The 20,664-nt window shown below is 65.4% G+C and carries 19 protein-coding genes; 6 read left to right on the plus strand and 13 right to left on the minus strand.

The window, feature by feature from the left end; translation table 11 throughout:
- Positions 1-22: 22 nt before the first annotated feature.
- Positions 23-577 carry an RNA polymerase sigma factor gene (locus tag shn_RS14170; protein WP_024270843.1) on the minus strand — a complete coding sequence of 185 codons (555 nt, stop codon included), beginning with the start codon at positions 575-577 and terminating at the stop codon, positions 23-25.
- Between the two features lie 7 nt (positions 578-584).
- On the minus strand, positions 585-764 hold the full coding sequence (locus tag shn_RS14175; protein ID WP_245337296.1) for a NepR family anti-sigma factor: 180 nt from the start codon (positions 762-764) through the stop codon (positions 585-587).
- Between the two features lie 161 nt (positions 765-925).
- Between shn_RS14175 and shn_RS14180 the strand changes: the two genes are divergently transcribed.
- Positions 926-1,720, plus strand: coding sequence for a response regulator (locus tag shn_RS14180; RefSeq protein WP_064330985.1), 795 nt, complete (start codon positions 926-928; stop codon positions 1,718-1,720).
- Positions 1,721-2,045: 325 nt separating this feature from the next.
- On the opposite strand, the gene shn_RS14185 is transcribed toward shn_RS14180, so the two are convergent.
- The 9 genes from shn_RS14185 to shn_RS14225 form a co-directional block, all read right to left on the minus strand.
- Entirely contained in the window at positions 2,046-3,629 is a 1,584-nt protein-coding gene (locus shn_RS14185) for an FGGY-family carbohydrate kinase (RefSeq protein WP_064330986.1), read from the minus strand.
- On the minus strand, positions 3,629-4,321 hold the full coding sequence (locus shn_RS14190) for an HAD family phosphatase (protein ID WP_064332608.1): 693 nt from the start codon (positions 4,319-4,321) through the stop codon (positions 3,629-3,631). The genes shn_RS14185 and shn_RS14190 overlap by 1 nt, the downstream gene beginning before the upstream one ends.
- Before the next feature lie 79 nt (positions 4,322-4,400).
- Positions 4,401-5,885, minus strand: coding sequence for a mannitol dehydrogenase family protein (locus shn_RS14195; protein WP_064330987.1), 1,485 nt, complete (start codon positions 5,883-5,885; stop codon positions 4,401-4,403).
- 57 nt (positions 5,886-5,942) lie between these two features.
- A complete protein-coding gene (locus tag shn_RS14200; RefSeq protein WP_064329354.1) occupies positions 5,943-6,716 on the minus strand; it encodes an L-iditol 2-dehydrogenase in 774 nt (257 codons plus the stop codon).
- Positions 6,713-7,714 (minus strand): ABC transporter ATP-binding protein, encoded by a 1,002-nt coding sequence (locus shn_RS14205; protein ID WP_064329353.1) that lies wholly within the window; start codon positions 7,712-7,714, stop codon positions 6,713-6,715. The genes shn_RS14200 and shn_RS14205 overlap by 4 nt, the downstream gene beginning before the upstream one ends.
- Before the next feature lie 23 nt (positions 7,715-7,737).
- The gene (locus tag shn_RS14210) at positions 7,738-8,562 is read right to left on the minus strand and encodes a carbohydrate ABC transporter permease (RefSeq protein WP_064329352.1); all 825 of its coding nucleotides are present in this window, start codon (positions 8,560-8,562) and stop codon (positions 7,738-7,740) included.
- Positions 8,563-8,631: 69 nt separating this feature from the next.
- Positions 8,632-9,504 (minus strand): carbohydrate ABC transporter permease, encoded by an 873-nt coding sequence (locus tag shn_RS14215; RefSeq protein WP_064329351.1) that lies wholly within the window; start codon positions 9,502-9,504, stop codon positions 8,632-8,634.
- A 256-nt stretch (positions 9,505-9,760) separates the two neighbouring features.
- The gene (locus shn_RS14220) at positions 9,761-11,074 is read right to left on the minus strand and encodes a sugar ABC transporter substrate-binding protein (protein ID WP_064330988.1); all 1,314 of its coding nucleotides are present in this window, start codon (positions 11,072-11,074) and stop codon (positions 9,761-9,763) included.
- Positions 11,075-11,233: 159 nt separating this feature from the next.
- The gene (locus tag shn_RS14225) at positions 11,234-12,187 is read right to left on the minus strand and encodes a sugar-binding transcriptional regulator (protein ID WP_064330989.1); all 954 of its coding nucleotides are present in this window, start codon (positions 12,185-12,187) and stop codon (positions 11,234-11,236) included.
- A gap of 246 nt (positions 12,188-12,433) precedes the next feature.
- Between shn_RS14225 and shn_RS14230 the strand changes: the two genes are divergently transcribed.
- On the plus strand, positions 12,434-13,795 hold the full coding sequence (locus shn_RS14230) for an NAD(P)-dependent oxidoreductase (protein WP_064330990.1): 1,362 nt from the start codon (positions 12,434-12,436) through the stop codon (positions 13,793-13,795).
- Between the two features lie 15 nt (positions 13,796-13,810).
- Complete coding sequence (gene preA / locus shn_RS14235; protein WP_064330991.1) at positions 13,811-15,124, plus strand: NAD-dependent dihydropyrimidine dehydrogenase subunit PreA; 1,314 nt, start codon at positions 13,811-13,813, stop codon at positions 15,122-15,124.
- Between the two features lie 267 nt (positions 15,125-15,391).
- Here the strand turns inward: preA and shn_RS14240 are convergent, their stop codons facing one another.
- Complete coding sequence (locus shn_RS14240; protein WP_064330992.1) at positions 15,392-16,030, minus strand: exopolysaccharide biosynthesis protein; 639 nt, start codon at positions 16,028-16,030, stop codon at positions 15,392-15,394.
- Positions 16,031-16,192: 162 nt separating this feature from the next.
- Here shn_RS14240 and shn_RS14245 point away from each other — a divergent pair, with 162 nt between their 5' ends.
- Both shn_RS14245 and shn_RS14250 read left to right on the plus strand, forming a co-directional pair.
- Entirely contained in the window at positions 16,193-17,122 is a 930-nt protein-coding gene (locus shn_RS14245) for a DMT family transporter (RefSeq protein ID WP_245337297.1), read from the plus strand.
- A gap of 78 nt (positions 17,123-17,200) precedes the next feature.
- A complete protein-coding gene (locus tag shn_RS14250; RefSeq protein ID WP_064330993.1) occupies positions 17,201-18,424 on the plus strand; it encodes an OpgC family protein in 1,224 nt (407 codons plus the stop codon).
- Here shn_RS14250 and shn_RS14255 read toward each other — a convergent pair.
- Positions 18,405-19,055, minus strand: a complete 651-nt coding sequence (locus tag shn_RS14255) for a TetR family transcriptional regulator C-terminal domain-containing protein (RefSeq protein ID WP_064330994.1) — start codon at positions 19,053-19,055, stop codon at positions 18,405-18,407. The two genes, shn_RS14250 and shn_RS14255, sit on opposite strands and share 20 nt — an antisense overlap.
- 269 nt (positions 19,056-19,324) lie before the next feature.
- Here shn_RS14255 and shn_RS14260 point away from each other — a divergent pair, with 269 nt between their 5' ends.
- Positions 19,325-20,575 carry a Zn-dependent hydrolase gene (locus tag shn_RS14260; protein WP_064330995.1) on the plus strand — a complete coding sequence of 417 codons (1,251 nt, stop codon included), beginning with the start codon at positions 19,325-19,327 and terminating at the stop codon, positions 20,573-20,575.
- The last annotated feature ends 89 nt before the right edge of the window (positions 20,576-20,664 follow it).

Raw genomic sequence — 20,664 nt, forward strand, 5'->3', positions numbered from 1 at the left:
AGGCGGCGCGTGTTTCCGTACCCTATGATGCAAAGGCGCGCGAGGTGATCGGCGCCGAGACCGCATCCGGGCCATAGTCGCTTTCGCCGCTCACCTGCAAGAGCTCCTGCAGGCGCTGGCGGGCGCGGTTGACGCGGCTCTTGATCGTGCCGAGCGCGCAGCCGCAGATTTCCGCCGCCTCTTCGTAGGAAAAGCCCGACGCGCCGACGAGGATAATCGCCTCGCGCTGCTCGTCCGGCAGCTTTTCCAGCGCCTTCTTGAAGTCCTGCATGTCGAGCGAACCATATTGCGAGGGGTGCTGCGCCATGTTCTCCGTGAAGAGACCATCGGAATCCTGCACCTCGCGGCCGCGCTTGCGCATCTTGCTGTAAAGCTCGTTGCGCAGGATCGTGAAGAGCCAGGCCTTCATGTTCGTGCCCATCTCGAACTGTTCCTGCTTGGCCCAGGCCTTCATGATCGTGTCCTGCACGAGATCGTCGGCCTGGTCGTGCCGGCCGATCAGCGAAATGGCGAAGGCGCGCAGGCTTGGCAGAACCGCCAGCAGCTCCCGCTTGAACGTCGTCTGTTCCTGATCCATCGTACCCTCACTCGACCCGTTGGACGCGGCTTTCCACAGCATCCAGTTTTTCGAGAAGATCAAGGAACCTTTGGGGAAGCGCCTCATCCTGTACCTGATGGTAGAAGGCGCGAAGCTTCATCGCAATCTGTGCATTGGGATCGTCGCTCGCGGGAGATCGTTTCCCGCCTCTTTTCTTCTTGTCCACGCTATTCACTGTGCCACTCTCATTTTTCATTCGCGCCTTGTGACGAATTCGGCGTGAAAATGCCTGGCTTCAAAAAAAGTTCCCGTCCCCGGAACCTTAATTTGGCTTCCGCGTTCAAACCGTCAACTGCCACTCAAACAAATTCAGAACAGGGGACCACCATGCCGATTTCCGACCGCATCGGACCGCACCTTCCGGCGCTTCGCCGCTATGCCCGCGCCCTGACCGGAACACAGCCCTCCGGCGATGCCTATGTGGCCGCGACCCTCGAAACCATTCTTGTCGATCCCTCCGTGATGCCGGAGGGCGAGGACGACAAGGCGACGCTCTTCGGTCTTCTCAGCCGCATCATTTCCTCCCTCCCCGTTTCGGTAAGCCGGGGCGCCGGCACCATCTCGCCCGGCACGGAGGCCCCGTTCGACCTGTCCGGCGTTCCCCCGCTCGCCCGGCAGGCGCTGCTGCTGGCGACGGTCGAGGGCTTTACCGTCGAAAAGACCGCGGCCATCCTCGATGCCGAGCCGACCACCATCCGCACCCTGCTCGACGCCGCCTTCGCGGAAATCGCCGCGCAGGCCGAGACCGGCATCATGATCATCGAGGACGAGCCGCTGATCGCCCTCGACCTTGCCCACATGGTCAACGGCATGGGCCACCGCGTCACCGGCATCGCCCGCACGCAGAGCGAAGCCGAAATATTGTGGAGCGACAGCCGACCCGGCCTCATCCTTGCCGACGTGAAGCTCGCCGACGGAAGCTCCGGCATCGATGCGGTGAATTCCATCCTCACCCGCACAGGCATTCCCGTGATCTTCATCACCGCCTATCCCGAGCGGCTTCTCACCGGCGAGCGCCCGGAGCCGGCCTTCCTCGTTTCCAAACCGTTCAATCCGGAGCAGGTGAAGGTGCTCATCAACCAGGCTCTTCTCTTCACCCCGCAAGCGCGCGCCGCGGCCTGATCTCGCTCCCGGACGGCCGCAGCGGCGGCGCGGCCGGCGGCGGTGGGAGGCACGCCCACCGCCGCCTTTTCTTGCCTGCCATCCGGGCGACGGCAGGCATGTGCACAGCCGCTTTTCATTTTCTCGCCATGCCACAAAAGAAAACAGCCAGCGTCTGGGAGACACTGGCTGCTTGAGTATCCACGGACCGGAGGGGGACACGGTATCGTGGTCGATCACCGGTCGAGGGCCTCGCATTTGGGGGACATGCGCTGACCGGTGACGGGAAGGAAACTCTCAGCGGGGGACTTGGTTCCGGCCGATCGAAAATTTTTTCGGGACATTTTCAGTCGATCGCTTCCAGTTCGGCGCGATGCCGTTGGAGCGCCAGGAAACGGCGATAGTCCCGGTCGTAGCCGGCCTTGCGGGCGGGATCGGGAAGGAAGGTGCTGCTTCCCGGAGACATCTGCCGGCCTGCAGCCGGCAGGTCGGCGTGCACTCCGCCGGCAACCGCCGCCACCATGGCCGTCCCGAGCAGCACCGCATCGCCGGTCTGCGGCACGACGACGCGGCAGCCGGTGACATCCCGGTAGAGCTCCATCAGCAGCGGATTGCGCACATGGCCGCCGGTGACATGCAGCGTATCGAGCGGGTAGCCGCCCGCGCCGAGCTTTTCGAGGATATGACGGATGCCGAGCGCGATGGCGACCGAGGTCCGCCAGTAGAGGCGGCAAAGCCCGTCGAAGGAGGCATCGAGCGAAAGGCCGCTGATCACGCCGAGCGCGTGCGGATCGGCCAGCGGCGAGCGGTTGCCGTGAAAATCCGGCAGCACATGCAGCCGCGCGGCGAAAGCCTCGCCCTCCTGCGCCTGCATCTCGCGGATGCGCGCGACGATGCGGGCATGGTTCGCCGCCGAGGGGTCGCCGCCCGCGCTGTGCGTGCGCACGACATGGTCGAGCAGCGCACCCGTCGCGGACTGGCCGCCCTCGACCAGCCACCAGCCCGGCAGCACCGCCTCGTAATAAGGCCCCCACATGCCGAAACCGAACCGCTTCTCGCGCGAGAAGGCGACGATGCAGCTCGACGTGCCGCCGATGAGGGCAAGCTGCCGCTCCAGCACCTCCGGTGCGCCGGCAAAGGCCCCGAGCACGCCGAGCGTGCCGGCATAGGCATCGATCAGGCCCGTCGCGACCACGCAGCCCGCATCGAGGCCGAGTTCTGCGGCCGCTTCCGGCGTCAGGCGCCCGACAGCCGCGCCGACCGCCAGCGTCTCCTGCGGCAGCGCACCGCGTTCGTGCAGGTCCTCAAGGCCGATCGCCGCCAGGAAACCGTCGTTCCACGGCTGCTTTTCATGGGAGAGATAGTTCCATTTCGCCGTCATCGTGCAGCGCGAGCGGGCATTCGACCCCGTCGCCCGCCAGGTCATGAAATCGGCGAGATCGAAGACATGGCCCGTCTTCGCCCATTGCGCCGGCCGGTGGCGCTTCAGCCACATCAGCTTGGGCATTTCCATTTCCGGCGACATGACACGCCCGGAATGGGCCAGCACCGGATGGTCCGTCGCCGTGCAGAGATCGGCCTCTTCCAGCGCGCGGTGATCGAACCAGGCGATCGTGTCCCAGCGGGCCTCCTCGCCGCCGGAAACGGCCAGCGGCCGTCCCACCGTGTCCCTGACGACCAGCGAGCAGGTCGCGTCGATGCCGAGCGCCGCGATGCGGCCCGCCTCGACGCCCGCAAGCGCGCGGGCCGCCTTGATCGCGGCACAGGCCGCCTGCCAGATGTCCTCCGAATCATGCTCGGCGTGGTTCACGCTGGGCCGGCGCAGGGCGATCGGGTGTTCGGAGCGTCCCAGCAGAGCGCCGCTCCGGTCGAACACGCCGGCGCGGGCACTGCCCGTGCCGATGTCCACCGCAACGATCAGATCGCGCATCAATGCTCTTTCCCGCCGGCCTCTTCCTTGCGGACAAACTGTAACAATTCCCGCATGTCGTCAAACAGGGCGTCGGGATTGAGGCTGAGCAGCGCGTCGCGATGGCGCGGCGTGCGCGCATGGGAGCCGCCGGTGAAGGCGACCACCCGCATGCCGGCGGATTTCGCCGCCGTGATGCCGGCCGGGCTGTCCTCCACCACCACGCAATGGCCGGGCGCAACGCCCATGACCGCGCTGGCATGCAGGAAGAGATCGGGCGCCGGCTTGCCGCGCGCGACCATGCTGGCGCTGAAGATGTTCGGCTCGAACCTGTCGATGAGGCCGGTGACGGAAAGCGACAGGCGGATGCGCTCGAGCTGGCTGGAGGAGGCCACGCAATGGGCGATGCCGAGCCCGTCCACCGTCTCGGCAATGCCCTCGATGGGCTGCAGCTCGGTGCGGAACCGCTCGTAGAGCACCTTGCGCATCGCCTCCAGGAAGGCCGTATCGATCGCCAGCCCGTAGTCGGCATGCAGGATTTCCGACATGCTCTTCAGGCTGCGGCCGAGGAAACGCTCGTGGGCCTCCTCGGCGCTCATCGTGACGCCCGCCGCCGCCAGCGCCTCGACCAGTACCGCGATCGAGATCGGCTCGCTGTCGACGAGCACCCCATCGCAATCGAAGATCACCAGTTCTGTCTGTTTGGCGGCCATGACGTCCCGTTCCATTGTCAGGCCCCCGTGGTACTGTCTGCTCTCCTTGTTGGAAAGCCCCGCATTTGTGGGGATTTCCTCAATTCACCAGCCTGTCGTCCAGATATGCCTTCAGCGTTGCCCGGGTGCCCTTCTGCTGGAGGGATTTGAGGGCGGTTGTGAAGCGTCTGGCGAAGCGGTTTGATGTTGCGACGGTACCGAAGATGTCCTTGAGTTCGAGGAAGGCGCCTGGGTTGGTCGTTGCGGCGCTTGCGGCGGCGCGGATGCGCTCGATGTTGGGGTCGTTGAAGGTGATGGGCCTGCCGCTGTCCGTGGTGCCGGCGAGGTAGTGGCACCAGAGCGCGGAGACGAGCGCGAGGCCGACGACGTCCTCGCCGCGCGCCAGCCGGTCGGCGGTGGAGGGCAGGATGAACTTCGGCTGGCGGTTGGAGCCGTCCTGGGCAAGGCGCGGGATCGTGTCGGCGATCTTGGGATTGGAGAAGCGGCGTTCGATCAGCGCGAAATAGTCGTCGAGGTCGGTGTCGGGCACGGGCGGGATGACGGGGATGATCTCCTCGCGCTCGAGCTTGGCGAGGAAGGCGCGGATGTCGGGGTCCTCCATCGCCTCGTGCACGAAGTGGATGTCGAGCAGGGCGGCCGGATAGGCGATGGCGGCATGGCCGCCGTTGAGGATGCGGATCTTCATGTGCTCGTAGGGCGCGACGTCGGGCACGAACTGCACGCCGACCGTCTCCAGCGCCGGGCGGCCCTCAGGGAAACGATCCTCCAGCACCCATTGCCTGAACTCCTCGCAGAAGACCGGCCAGGCGTCGTCGATGCCGTATTCGTCCGCCACGATGCCGATCTCGCGCGGGCCGGTGGCCGGCGTGATGCGGTCGACCATGCCGTTCGGGAAGGCGACATTGGCGTCGATCCAGTCGGCAAGGTCGGGATCGGAGAGGCGGGCAAGGCCGGAGACGGCGGCGTGCGTGACCTCGCCATTGCCGGGGATGTTGTCGCAGGACATGACGGTATAGGGCGCAATGGCCTTGTCCCTGCGCGCCCTGAGGCCGGCGAGGATGAGGCCGAAGACGGTCTTCGGGTCGTCCGGGTTGGCAGCATCGGCGGCGATGGCGGGATGGGCCGGGTCGAAGAGGCCGGAGGCCGGGTTGATGAAGTAGCCGCCCTCGGTGATGGTCAGCGAGACGATGCGGATGGCGGGGTCGCAGAGCTGGGCGATGGTGGCCGCCGCATTGCCGGGCGCGAGGTAGCCGATCATCGCGCCGGTGACGCGCGCGCCGGAGCGGTTGTTGTCCTGCTCGACGACGGTGGTCAGGAAATCCTGGCCGGCCAGCTTGTCGCGCATCGCCGCGTCGGAGGGCAGCACGCCGGCGCCGATGATCGCCCAGTCGTGATCGCGGCCAAGGTTGAACAGGTCGTCGAGATAGACGGCCTGGTGCGCCCGGTGGAAATTGCCGACCCCGAAATGCACGATGCCGGCCTTGAGGCTGCCGCGCCCGTAGGCCGGAACGCCCGCGGTCCTTTCGACCGTATCGAGGGTGGCGAGCGACAGTTTCGTGGTCATGGTCCATTCCTTCCGGTTGTCCGGTCTCGTCTCGTTGCCGGTCCGCCCATGCGGGCCTCAGCTCATCCAGTTGCCGCCGTCGACATTGTAGGTCTGCGCGACGACGTAGTTGCTCTCCTTGGAGGCGAGGAAGATCGCCATGCCGGTGAGGTCGTCCGCCGTGCCCATGCGGCCGAAGGGCACCTCTTCGCCGACCAGGCGCTTCTTCTCGCCGAGCGGCCGGTTCTCGTATCTGGCGAAGAGCGCGTCGACGCCGTCCCAGTGCTCGCCGTCGACCACGCCGGGCGCGATGGCGTTGACGTTGATGCCGTGTTTGATGAGGTCCAGCCCCGCCGACTGGGTGAGGCTGATGACCGCCGCCTTCGTCGCGCAGTAGACGGCGACCAGCGCCTCGCCGCGCCGGCCGGCCTGGCTCGCCATGTTGATGATCTTGCCGCCGCGGCCCTGCGCGATCATCTGCCTGGCCGCCGCCTGCAGCGTGAAGAGCGTGCCGGCGACGTTGATCGAGAACAGCCTGTCGTAGCTTTCCCGCGTGATCTCGACGATCGGGGCGAGATCGAAGAGGGCGGCATTGTTGACGAGGATGTCGATGCCGCCGGCCTCCTTCACGCAGGCCGCGACGGCCGCATCGATCGACGCCTGCCGCGTCACGTCCATCTCGACCGCATAGGCGGCCGGCCCGATCTCGCCTGCCGTCGCCCGCGCCCGCCCGATGTCGATGTCGGCGACGGCGACGCGCGCGCCCTCGCGCACATAGGCCTCCGCGAAGCTGCGGCCGATGCCGCGCGCCGATCCGGTGATCAGCGCGCTCCTGCCCTCCAGCCGTTTCATCGGATCGCCTTCCCGGCATCGTCGAAGCGGTGGATGCGGGCCTCGTCGGGGGTGAGGAAGACGGTGTCGCCGTGGGTGACGGGGAAGTCGCCGCCGGCGCGCACGGTCACCATGCCGATGCCCTCGGCATTGACATGCAGGAACGTGTCGGAGCCGAGATGCTCGGCGACGCCGACGACGCCCTTCCAGGTGCCGCCCTCCTTGGAGAGGCGGATATGTTCCGGCCTTATGCCGACGGTCGGGGCGTTCCAGGGCCTGGCCGCCTCGCCCTTGACGAAGTTCATGCGCGGCGAGCCGATGAAGCCGGCGACGAAGAGGTTGTCGGGCTTGTTGTAGAGATCGAGCGGCGAGCCGACCTGCTCGATATTGCCGGCGTTGAGCACGACGATCTTGTCGGCCATGGTCATGGCCTCGACCTGGTCGTGGGTGACGTAGATCATCGTCGTCTTCAGCTGGTGGTGCAGCTCGGAGATCTCCAGGCGCATCGTGCCGCGCAGCGCCGCGTCGAGGTTGGAGAGCGGCTCGTCGAACAGGAAGGCCGAGGGTTCGCGCACGATCGCCCGGCCGATCGCCACGCGCTGGCGCTGGCCGCCGGACAACTGGCCGGGGCGGCGTTCGAGATAGTTGGCGAGGTTCAGGACGCGCGCGGCCTCCGCCACCTTCTTCTCGATGACGGCCGGATCGGTCCTGGCCATCTTCAAGGGGAAGGCGATGTTGTTCTTCACCGTCATGTGCGGATAGAGCGCATAGGACTGGAACACCATGGCGAGCCCGCGCCGGGCCGGGGCCTCCCCGGTGACGTCCCGCCCGTCGATCTCGATCGTGCCGCTCGTCGTGTCCTCCAGGCCCGCGATGAGGCGCAGCAGCGTGGACTTGCCGCAGCCCGACGGGCCGACGAAGACGACGAACTCGCCGTCCTCGATGGTCAGGTCGATGCCCGGAATGACCTGCGTGGCGCCAAAACTCTTGTTGACCTTTTTAAGGATGATCTTGCCCATGATGGTCCCTCCCGTCTGTTTCGTTACTTCACGGCGCCGAAGGTGAGGCCGCGGACAAGCTGTTTCTGGCTGAACCAGCCCATGATCAGGATCGGGGCGATGGCGAGCGTCGAGGCCGCCGAGAGCTTGGCCCAGAACAGGCCCTGCGGGCTGGAGAAGGAGGCGATGAAGGCGGTCAGCGGCGCGGCGTTCGTCGTCGTCAGGCGGATCGTCCAGAACGCCTCGTTCCAGGCGAGGATGATGTTGAGCAGCATGGTGGACGCAATGCCCGGCACCGCCATCGGGGTCAGCACGTAGACGATCTCGCCCCAGAGCGAGGCCCCGTCCATGCGCGCGGCCTCCAGGATCTCGCCGGGGATCTCGCGGAAATAGGTGTAGAGCATCCAGATGACGATCGGCAGGTTGATCAGCGTCAGCATGACGGTCAGCCCGACGCGGCTGTCGAGCAGGCCCGTGTCGCGGAAGATCAGGTAGATCGGCACCAGCACGGCGACGGCCGGCATCATCTTGGTCGACAGCATCCACATCAGGATGTCCTTGGTCCTTCTCGTCGGCGAGAAGGCCATCGACCAGGCGGCCGGCACGGCGACCAGCAGCGCCAGCAGCGTCGAGCCGACCGAGATGATCACCGAGTTCAGGAAGAACTTGAAGTAGTTGCTCTGCGCCTGCACGGCCGCATAGCTCTCCACCGTGCCGGACGGGACGATGCCGAAGCCCTGGATCGCCTCGGTCTCGGACTTGAACGAGGTGATGATCGTGTAGAGGATCGGGAAGAAGAGGATCAGCGCGATGATCCAGGCGGCGATGGTGAAGACGACGGTTCGTCTGGTCGAGACGGCTCTAGCCATGGTCGTATCCCCTTGATGTGAGCTGTTCCAGGAACGTGCGGAGCGGTTGTGCGTCCGGAACGGCGGCAGCTATTTGTCCAGGTTCTTGCCGACGGCGCGCATCAGGAAGAAGGCGACGATGTTGGCGAGGATGACGGCGATGATGCCGCCGGCCGAGGCGCCGCCGACGTCGTAGCCGAGAAGCGCGGTGCGGTAGATCAGGAACGGCAGGTTGGTCGAGGCATAGCCCGGCCCGCCATTGGTGGTGACGAGGATCTCCGCATAGACGCCGAGCAGGAAGATCGTCTGGATCAGGATGACGACGGTGATCGAGCGGGCAAGATGCGGCAGCGTCAGGTAGACGAAGCGCGAGACGAAGCCGGCCCCGTCCATCTCCGCCGCCTCCTTCTGCTCGCCGTCGAGCGATTGCAGCGCGGTCAAGAGGATGAGGGTGGCAAACGGCAGCCATTGCCAGGCGACGATGATGATGATCGAGAACAGCGGATACTGCGCGAACCAGTCGACCGGCTGCAGCCCGAGCGCCCGGTTGATGTCCGCCAGCACGCCGTAGCCCGGATGCATGATCATGTTCTTCCACACCAGCGCGGCCACCGGCGGCATGACGAAGAAGGGCGAGATGATCATGATGCGCACGATGCCCTGCCCCCACATCGGCTGGTCGAGCAGCAGCGCAATCGCGATGCCGCCGACCACGGTGATCAAGAGCACCCCGCCGACGATCAGCAGCGTGTTCCAGATCGACTGGAAAAAGGCCGGGTCGGTGTAGAAATACTGATAGTTGAACAGCCCGGCCCAGCTGACATTGGCCGGGTTCAAAAGGTTATAGTTCTGGAACGAGAACCACAACGTCATCGCCAGCGGCACGATCATCCAGACCAGAAGCAACCCAACAGAGGGCGCCAACATCAAACGCGCCAAACCACGCGTGTTCTCCGTCGCCATGATCTTCCTCCCGAAGCCGGTATGGCCGGCCAATGCAGTCACGACATCATTACAGGGCGAGCCGCCCCTCATCCCCCTGCCGGGACCTTCTCCCCTCAAGCGGGGAGAAGGGGCAGAACGGAGAGCCCATCGCTCCTCTCCCCGCGTACGGAGAGAGGATGCCGGCAGGCCGGTGAGAGGCAAACGCCGGAAACGACACCCCATCTATCGGCTGCCCGGAGCGCGTCCGGGCAGCCTGTCCTTGGGGAGGAGGCAATTACTTGATGTAGCCGGCGCGGGTCATCTCGCGTGTCGTGACCTGCTGGGCCTGGGCGAGCGCGTCGTCGACCGACATCTGGCCGGCGAGGGCTGCCGAGAAGAGCTGACCGACCGTCGTGCCGAGACCCTGGAACTCGGGGATCGCGACAAACTGCACGCCGACATAGGGCACCGGCTTGACGGCCGGGTTCTTCGGGTCGGCGGCATTGATCGAGTCGAGCGTCATCTTGGCGAAGGGCGCGGCCGCTTCATAATCCGCATTCGCATAGAGCGAGGAGCGCGTGCCCGGAGGAACGTTCGCCCAGCCTTCCTTCTCGGCGACGAGCTTGGTGTAGTCCTTGCTGGTCGCCCAGGCGATGAACTTCTCCGCCGCCTCGGCCTTCTGCGTGCCTGCGGGGATGGCGAGGTTCCAGGCCCAGAGCCAGTTGCCGCGCTTGCCGAGGCCCGTGTCGGGCGCCAGCGCATAGCCGACCTTGTCGGCGACCGTCGATTCCTTCGGGTTCGAGACGAAGGAGGCGGCGACCGTGGCGTCGATCCACATGCCGCAATTGCCCTGCTGGAAGAGCGCCAGGTTCTCGTTGAAACCGTTGGAGGATGCGCCCTGCGGGCCGGCATCGTTCATCAGCTTGACGTAGAAATCGAGCGTGTTCTTCCATTCCGGCTGGTCGAACTGCGGCGCCCAGTTCTCGTCGAACCAGCGGGCGCCGAAGGCGTTGGCGGTGGCGGTCAGGAAGGCCATGTTCTCGCCCCAGCCGGCCTTGCCGCGCAGGCAGATGCCGTTGATGCCGGCCGTGCGGTCGGTCATCTTGCGGGCGGCCTCACCGATGAACTCCCAGGTCGGCGCGTCGGGCATGGTGAGCCCGGCCTTCTCCATCAGGTCCTTGCGGTACATGACGAAGGAGGATTCGCCGTAGAACGGCGCAGCATAGAGCTTGCCGTCCTCGCCCGTCAGGCCCGAGCGGATGGCCGGCAGGAGGTCGTCGGCATCGTAGTCGGCGCCGAGATTGTCGAGCGCCACGAGCCAGCCCTGCTTGGCCCAGATCGGAACCTCATAGGTGCCGATCGTCATGATGTCGTACTGGCCGCCCTTCGTCGCGATGTCGGTCGTGACGCGCTCGCGCAACACGTTCTCCTCAAGCGTCACCCAGTTCAGCTCGATATCGGGGTTCTTGGCCGTAAAATCGTCCGTCAGCCCCTGCATGCGGATCATGTCGCCATTGTTGACGGTGGCGATGGTCAGCGTTTCGGCATTGGCGAAACCGCACAGGAGCGCAGCCGAGCAGGTGCCCAGCAAAAGGGTCTTCAAATTCATCATCTTCCTCCCAGAAAGGTATTGAGCATTTGCTTTGCTCATGGGCAATTACTCGCATATTGTCGCGACAAGTCAACGGCCAATCGTTGCTGCACCGCACAAAGCGAGACAGCGACCGTTGAATCTCATGGAGAATTTTTACCGGGAAGACGGTCCGGATCAGGCCGAAAGCAGGTGGCGGGCGGTGGCCTCGTCGGTGATGACGCCGTTGATCATGCGCCCGCGCAGCGCCGCCAGAAGCGCCGCATATTTGCGCTTGCCCTTGGCAAGGCCGATGACGGTGGTGGTCTCGCGCGGCGGCAGCGGCACGGAGGCGACACGCTCGTTGATGCTGCCTTCGAGCAGCTTGCCGTCACGATCGAACATCCAGCCGCAGATCTCGCCGGCGGCCCCCTCCTCCATCAGACGGGCCATCTCCTCCGGATCGAGGAACCCGTCGAGGCAGAGCGGCGCATCCGCGCCGAGCTCGCCGATGCCGACGAAGGCAACGTCCGCCTCGCGGCCGAGCTGGAGGGTCGATTGCACGAGGCTCTGCTTGTGCAGAAGGTCGCGCTCCTCCGTGGAGGAGACGAGAACCGGCAGCGGCATCGGATAGTGCCGGGCCTTCACCGCATCGGCCATGGAGAAGATGACGTTGTAGTAGGCCGCCGAACCGTCCGGCCCGATATTGCCGGTCAGCGACATGATGCGGTGCTGCGGACATTCCATCGCCGGAAGCTGGTCGATCGCCGCCTTCAGCGTGCGCCCCGTGCCGACGGCGAGCACGATCGGCTCGGATTTCTTCAACCAGCGTTCGATCTCCGCCGCGCCCGCCTCGGCGATGCCGATCGTCGTGGAAGTGGAGCCAGGGTCGCTCGGCACGATATCGACATGCACGAGGCCGAACTTCTTCTTCAGCTCCTCGCCAAGCTCCAGGCATTCGGCGATCGGATGGTCGAGCCGCACCTTGATCAGCCGCTCGGCGACGGCGAGCGAGACGAGGCGCTGCGCCGACTGGCGGGAGATGCCCATGGCGGCGGCGATCTCGTCCTGCGTGCGGCCCGCGACATAATAGAGCCAGCCGGCCCTTGCCGCATCGTCCAGCCGCCCGGTTGTTTCCGCCCGCTTCGCCATCGTTTTCCCCTGCTGTTCCAGACGATTTGCTGCATCTTTTCCGGCGACCTGTCAAACGCCATCTGATGGCGCAGCCGGAACAGCTCCCCGCAGGGCGGCAGGAAAACATAACCATAATTCTCATGTTTATTTTTGCTGGAAGCCCTGAAAAACCAGCCTTTCTTTTGAACTTTTACCGTTTGATAAAAAAATAAAGCTGGGTTACCGTTCTCTCATTCAAAAAGCCCACGCGAATGGGAGATAATCATGGGAACGACGCAATCTGGGATCCATCGGGGGCGTCTTGCGCCGACCGAATACGAGACGAACTTTTCCGACCTTCATCCGCGCCTCGACGATCACGAGGCCCTGGTCGCCGCCGACCGCTGTTACTTCTGTCACGACGCGCCGTGCATGACGGCCTGTCCCACCTCCATCGACATTCCGCTGTTCATCCGCCAGATCTCGACGGGCAACCCGATCGGCTCGGCCAAGACCATCTTCGACCAGAACATCCTGGGCGGCATGTGCGCCCGCGTCTGTCCCACCGAGACGCTCTGCGAGCAGGCCTGCGTGCGCAACACCGCCGAGCACCGCCCGGTGGAGATCGGCCGCCTGCAGCGCTACGCGACCGATGTCGCGATGACGGAGAACAAGCATTTCTACGAGCGCGCCGCCCGCACGGGCAAGGCCGTGGCGGTCGTCGGAGCCGGCCCGGCGGGGCTCGCCTGCGCCCACCGCCTCGCCATGAACGGCCACGACGTCGTCATCTTCGAGGCGCGCGAAAAGGCCGGCGGCCTCAACGAATACGGCATCGCCACCTACAAGGCGGTCGATGATTTCGCGCAAGCGGAAGTCGACTACGTGCTTTCCATCGGCGGCATCGAGGTGAAGAACGGCCTGAAGCTCGGCCGCGACTTCACGCTTGCCGACCTCACCGCCAATTTCGACGCCGTCTTCCTCGGCATGGGCCTTGCCGGCGTCAACGCGCTCGGCGCGGAGGGTGAGAACCTGCCCGGCGTGGTCGATGCGGTCGATTTCATCGCCGAGCTGCGCCAGGCGACGGACAAGGCGACCATCCCGGTCGGTCGGCGCGTCGTCGTCATCGGCGGCGGCATGACGGCGATCGACGCCGCCGTGCAGGCGAAGCTGCTCGGCGCGGAAGAGGTGACGATCTGCTACCGCCGCGGCAAGGAGCATATGAACGCCTCGGAATTCGAGCAGGACCTTGCGACCTCCAAGGGCGTGATGATCCGCCACTGGCTGCAGCCGAAGCGCGTCATCGCAAGAGATGGCCATGTCGCCGGCATCGAGGTGGAATATACCGAGATGCGGGACGGCAAGCTGACAGGCACCGGCGAGACCGGGGTGCTGGCCGCCGACCAGATCTTCAAGGCCATCGGCCAGACCTTCGAGGCTGGCGGCCTCGGTTCGCTCGCCATGGCCGGCAACCGCATCGCCATCGACGCGGAAGGCCGCACGTCCATCGCCAATGTCTGGGCGGGAGGCGACTGCGTGAAGGCCGGCGAGGACCTGACGGTTACCTCGGTTGCACAGGGCCGCGATGCGGCCGATTCCATCAACCGCATGCTGGCCGCCGGTGCGCAGCCCGCCGTTGCCGTCGCTTGAAGGGGAGGATGAAACATGGCTGATCTTCGCAACAATTTCGTCGGCATCAAGTCGCCCAACCCCTTCTGGCTGGCCTCCGCGCCGCCGACCGACAAGGCCTACAATGTCGAGCGCGCCTTCAAGGCGGGCTGGGGCGGCGTGGTCTGGAAGACGCTCGGCGAGGAAGGCCCGCCGGTCGTCAACGTCAACGGCCCGCGCTACGGCGCGATCTGGGGCGCCGACCGCCGGCTGCTCGGCCTCAACAATATCGAGCTGATCACCGACCGCGACCTCTACACCAACCTGCGCGAGATGAAGCAGGTCAAGATGAACTGGCCGGACCGGGCGCTGATCGCCTCCATCATGGTGCCCTGCGAGGAGGAGAGCTGGAAGGCGATCCTGCCGTTGGTGGAAGAGACCGGCGCGGACGGCATCGAGCTCAATTTCGGCTGTCCGCACGGCATGTCCGAGCGCGGCATGGGCGCGGCGGTCGGCCAGGTGCCGGAATATATCGAGATGGTCGTGCGCTGGTGCAAGCAGTACACCCGCATGCCCGTCATCACCAAGCTGACGCCCAACATCACCGACATCCGCAAGCCGGCCCGCGCCGCAAAGGCCGGTGGCACCGACGCCGTGTCGCTGATCAACACGATCAACTCGATCGTCTCCGTCGACCTCGACAATTTCGCGCCGAACCCGACGGTCGGCGGCAAGGGCACCCATGGCGGCTATTGCGGCCCGGCGGTGAAACCCATCGCCCTCAACATGGTCGCCGAGATCGCCCGCGATCCGGAAACCTACGGCCTGCCGATCTCGGGCATCGGCGGCATCACCACCTGGCGCGACGCGGCGGAGTTCCTGGCGCTCGGCGCCGGCAACGTGCAGGTCTGCACGGCGGCGATGACCTACGGCTTCAAGATCGTGCAGGAGATGATCACCGGGCTCTCCAGCTGGATGGACGCCAAGGGCCACCGCAGCCTCGACGACATCATCGCCCGCGCGGTGCCCAACGTCACGGACTGGCAGTACCTCAACCTCAACTACATCGCCAAAGCCCGCATCGACCAGGATGCCTGCATAAAGTGCGGCCGCTGCCACATCGCCTGCGAGGACACCTCGCACCAGGCGATCACGCAGTTCGTCGACGGCATCCGGCATTTCGAGGTGATGGAGGACGAGTGCGTCGGCTGCAACCTCTGCGTCAACGTCTGCCCGGTGGAGAATTGCATCACCATGGTGGGCCTGGAGCCCGGCGTCCTGGACCAGCGCACCGGCAAGCCGGTCGACCCGAACTACGCCAACTGGACGACGCATCCGAACAATCCGATGGCGCGGCAGGCGGCGGAGTAAGGGAAGGTTTGAGCCATGGCCGGCGCTTGGCAACAGCCCCGAAGCGCCGGCCTCTATACCCGGCGTCTGCTCCTGGCGCGACCGTTCCGGACGACCATCCTCTCTGGTCGCCCCACACTCTCCGTCATCCTCGGGCTTGACCCGAGGATCCAATGCCACAATGCAACACGGTGCCGTGACGCGTGGATCCTCGGGTCAAGCCCGAGGATGACGGAAGAGGAAAGGGCGGCGGATTATCGGAGAAAAGCGCGGCGCCCGAGCCCAATCTCACCCGAAGAAATGAAAACTCTGCCCCGCGCTATAGGCCAGAAACGCCAGCGCGGCGAAATAGACGATCGTCAGCGCCACCATCACATAGCCCGCAAGCACCACCAGCCCGTCGCGCTGCGAAATGCCGGCGGCGAGCAGGAGGATGGCGACGCCGGGAAGCGTGTTGGAGAAGGGAATGAGCCCGAGCGGCGCCATGAGCAGCAGTCCCGCCCCCATCAGCACCAGGCCGTTGACGCGGTTCATCAGCGCGCCCGTGGTGAGCGCCGTCATGCGCGGCTTGAAGAACCGGTCGATCTTGCGCAGGAACGTCACGCCACGCTCCAGCACGGGCCGGAGCTTGCCGCTTTCGAGCCGCCGGTCGGCGACCTTGCCGGGCAGCCAGGGCAGCCGGTTGAGCGTGATCGCCGCGCTGATCAGCACGATGCCGGCGCCGAAGACGGTGGAGACGCCGGGGATCGAGACGGGGAACAGGAACGGCAGAGACAGGAAGGCGCAGAGCAGCAGCAGGCCGCTTTCGCCCATCATCGCGAGCAGGTCGCGCAGCGTGATGTGCTCACCCTTGATCGACTGGATGATGTCTTCGAGCAGTTCGCTCGTCTTGCGGTCCGTGTCCTTGAAGCCGATGGCCGTCGTCATGCAATGTCCTCTCGCGTGCCGCCGGCCTATGGGCGGCGATTGCGGCTTTCCTGTGGGAGCGGCGCACCCCGATTTTTCGCACTTGCGGACGCAAGACCGCCGCGCACACTTGCCGGAATTGCTCTATGAGCATGCCGCGCCGCAGACAATAGGATGATTTTCTTGACGAAGCGTATGCCGGCCCCGGCAGGCCTTTCCATTCATGCCAAAGGCCACGAAAAGCTGAAGGGCCACCTCGCCATGCTGCTCTTTGCGGTGCTGATCGCCGGCTCCTTCTCCTTCGGGGGGCTTGCGGCGCGCTACATGGAGGCCGAGCCGCTGATGCTCTGGCGCTACATCCTGACCGTCGTCGTCATGGCGGCGCTCGCCTTCGGCGCCTTCCGGGTTCCGGTGGCCCTGCCGAAGCAGGCCTGGCGCTTCCTGCTGCTCGGCGGGCTGATCGCCGTCTACATGCTCACCATGTTCTTGGCGCTGGAATTCACCAGCCCCGTCGCCACCGGCGCCGTCTTTACGCTGATGCCGCTCCTGAGCGCCGGCTTCGCGCTGCCCGTGCTCGGGCAACGGACCCGGCCCGGCGTGCTCGCCGGCCTGCTCATCGCCGCCGCCGGCGCCGTCTGGGTGATCTTCCGCGGCAACATCCAGGCCATCCTCGCCTTCGATGTCGGCGCCGGCGAGATGATCTTCTTCGTCGGCGTCATCTGCCACGCGCTCTACGTGCCGCTGATCCGCCGCTTCGACCGGGGAGAACCCGCCGTCGCCTTCGGCTTCTGGGTAACGGTCGGCGCCGCGCTCTGGCTGGTGCCGCCGGGCATTCGCGGCCTCGTCGAGACGGATTTTTCCGCCCTGCCCTTCGCCGTCTATGCCGCCGTCACCTATCTTGCGGTGGTCACCACGGCCGGCACCTTCCTGCTGCTGCAATATGCTTCGATGCGCCTGCCCGCCTCCAAGGTACTCGGCTATGGCTACCTGACGCCGAGCTTCATCATCCTGCTCGAAGGCATTCTGGGCCATGGCTGGGCGAGCCTGCCGGTGCTGGCCGGCGCCCTCGTCACCGCCGGTGGCCTGGCGCTGATGGCGCTTCTGCCGGATTGATTTTTTCTGGAACGATTCGCCGCCTCATGCGTTGCGGACCCGTTGGGGCGCACCTTGAGTATTGGCGGAGCGCATAATTTGAAGCGGTTTGAGATCATCGACGGCATGCGGGGCTACTTCCTCGTCTTCATGCTGATCAATCACCTCGTCTTTGTCGGCGGTTACTGGATGATGGAAGTGAACCACCGCCAGTTCGCCTTCGTGGAGGACGCCCAGGGCTTCGTGTTCCTCTCGGGTCTGCTCATCGGCATGGTCTATGCCCGCAAGATGCTGAAATACGGTTATGACACCGGCCGCCAACTCATCCGCAACCGCGCCTTCGAGCTCTACCGCTACGCCATGGGCACGGTCATGGCGGTGCTTGTCGTGCAGATGTTCCTGCCCGACGCCTATCGGCTCTGGTACAACTGGCTCGGCTATACGAATTTCGACGAACCGCTGCGGCTGGCGGCGATCGCCACCTTCCTGTTCCAGCCGACGTTCATGGACATCCTGCCGCAATACATCGTCTACATGCTGTTCGCCCCGCCGCTCGTCTGGCTCTGCCTGAAGGGAAAATGGGCGCAGGTGCTGGCCGGTTCGCTGATCGTCTGGATGGCCGCGCAGCTCGGCCTGCAACGCTTCCTCACCGATCCCCTGAACACCCTGTTCACCGGCTCCGACGGCCAGGGCATCCGCGCAAGCTTCAACATGCTGGGCTGGCAGATCGTGTTCTTCTCGGCCCTGGTCATCGGTGCGCTGACCGCGCAGGACAGGATCGACTGGAACCGCATCTTCTCCCCGGAAAAGACGCGGCTGCCGAAGGTCGCGCTCGCCATCTGCCTGTTCTTCCTGCCGCTGCGCATCGTCACGGCCTGGGACCTGCTGCCGCAGTCCGTGCTCGACAAGTTCGCGACCATGGAGATCCGCGCCGATTTCGGCCCGGTCTACCTCCTGAACTTCGCGGCCGTCGCCACCGGTCTCGCCTGGCTGCTGATCGCCGGGCCGAAGCACCACAACCTTTGGGTCCGCAAGCTCGCGGGCATCGTCACCGGCGTGTTTACCCTGCGCTTCCTGCGCCTGCTCGGCCGCCATTCGCTGCAGGTCTATGTCTGGCATGTCGCCATCGTCTACGCGGTCTATTATGCGGACGGGCGCACGCCGGAACTCTCGCAGCTCACCAAGACGTCGATCGCCGTCGTCTGCATTGCGCTTCTCGCCCTGCCCGCCCTGTGGCGCGAACGCGAGCAGATCGCCGCAAGCCTCTTCGGCCAGCCCAAGGCGGAGCCGGCCAAATCGAAATCTACGCCGGCTGCTCGCTGACATTGAGGCCGGTTAGGAAAAGCTGCTCGAGGAAGCGCGCCGCATCCTCGAACCGCCCCTCGCCGGCCTGGTTCTGCCCCAGCACGGCCCGCACCTGCACGTCGAAGTCGGCATAGTGCTGGGTCGTCGACCAGATGGAGAAAATGAGGTGGTACGGGTCGCATTTGGCGATCTTGCCCGCCTTCGCCCAGGTGCGGATGACCTCCGCCTTCTCGTCGACGAGCGATTTCAGCGGCCCCTTCAGCTCGTCCTCGATGTTCGGCGCGCCCTGCAGGATTTCATTGGCGAACAGCCGGCTCTCGCGCGGAAAATCCCGTGCCATTTCCAGCTTGCGGCGGATATAGCTGCGGATCTCCGACACCGGATTGCCCTCCGCATCGAATTCGCGCAAGGGATCGAGCCAGGTATCGAGCACCCGGGTGATCAGCGCCCGGTGCATCGCCTCCTTGGTGCGGAAATAGTAGAGCAGGTTCGGCTTGGACATGCCGGCGACCTCGGCGATCTGGTCGACGGTGGCACCGCGAAAGCCGTGCAGGGAGAAGACCTCCAGTGCCGCTTCGAGGATCTGCTCCTCCTTCGCCTCCTGGATGCGCGTGCGCCGCTGTGTCCTCGCCGCCCTTGGTAATGCCATCGTGCCCCCTCGGCCATCCCGTCGCCGGGAAAAGTGCCGCCAAATTCACCAGTTTAACCAGCCGCCATTTTCTTGGATGCAGCCCAAGTTTTTGGTTTTTCGGCTTGAGTGCCGCAACGGAAGCTGTAATGTTTACCAACCGGTCAAATTATCAGACAGTTATCGCACAAAGGCAACTGCTGATCGGAAGGCGCAAAACAACAAGGGCGCCGCCAGCCGGTGGGAACGAAAATGGGGCTGCAAAAGCCCGATGACATGGGAGCATAGACATGGCCGCACCCGGCGAGAACATGCGTGTCAACGCGGACCGCCTGTGGGATTCCCTTATGGACATGGCGAAGATCGGCCCCGGCATTGCCGGCGGCAACAATCGCCAGACGCTGACCGATTCGGACGCCGAGGGCCGCCGCCTGTTCCAGGCCTGGTGCGACGGCGCGGGCCTCACCATGGGCGTCGACACGATGGGCAACATGTTCATGACGCGCGAAGGCACGGACCCCGACGCCCTGCCCGTCTATGTCGGCTCGCATCTCGATACGCAGCCGACGGGCGGCAAATATGACGGCGTGCTCGGCGTGCTGGCGGGCCTGGAGGTCGTGCGCTCGCTGAACGACCTCGGCATCCGCACGAAGCACCCGATCGTCGTCACCAACTGGACGAACGAGGAAGGCGCGCGCTTCGCCCCCGCCATGCTCGCCTCCGGCGTCTTCGCCGGCGTGCATACGCAGGACTACGCCTATGGCCGCAAGGACCCGGAGGGAAAAACCTTCGGCGAGGAATTGCAGCGCATCGGCTGGGTCGGCGACGAAGAGGTCGGCGCGCGAAAAATGCACGCCTATTTCGAATATCACATCGAGCAGGGCCCGATCCTCGAAGCGGAAGGCAAGGATATCGGCGTCGTCACCCACTGTCAGGGCCTGTGGTGGCTGGAATTCACGCTGACCGGCCGCGAGGCGCATACCGGCTCGACGCCGATGACCATGCGCGTCAATGCCGGCCTCGCCATGGCCCGCATCCTCGAAATGGTGCAGACGGTCGCGATGGAGAACCAGCCGGGCGCCGTCGGCGGCGTCGGCCAGGTGTTCTTCTCGCCGAACTCGCGCAACGTGCTGCCCGGCAAGGTCGTCTTCACCGTCGACATCCGCTCGCCGGACCAGGCGAAACTCGACGGCATGCGTGCCCGCATCGAGGCGGAGGCGCCGAAGATCTGCGAGGCGCTCGGCGTCGGCTGCTCCGTCGAGCCGGTCGGCCATTTCGACCCCGTCACCTTCGACCCGACGCTGGTCGCCACCGTCCGCAAGGCGGCCGAGGACCTTGGCTACAGCCATAGGGACATCATCTCCGGCGCCGGCCACGACGCCTGCTGGGCCGCCCGGGTGGCGCCGGCCACGATGATCATGTGCCCCTGCGTGGACGGCCTCTCGCACAACGAGGCGGAGGACATTTCCAAGGAATGGGCCGCCGCCGGCGCCGACGTGCTGCTCCATGCGGTGATCGAGACGGCGGGGATTGCGGAGTGAGCCGGGCTCGCGGGCAAGACCTGCGAACCCAGCCAATCGACGCGATTTAAGAGAACCGGGCCCCCTCTTCGGGTCAGCCTGACGTCATC

It is taken from the genome of Shinella sp. HZN7, from assembly GCF_001652565.1.
Taxonomy (GTDB): Bacteria; Pseudomonadota; Alphaproteobacteria; order Rhizobiales; family Rhizobiaceae; genus Shinella; species Shinella granuli.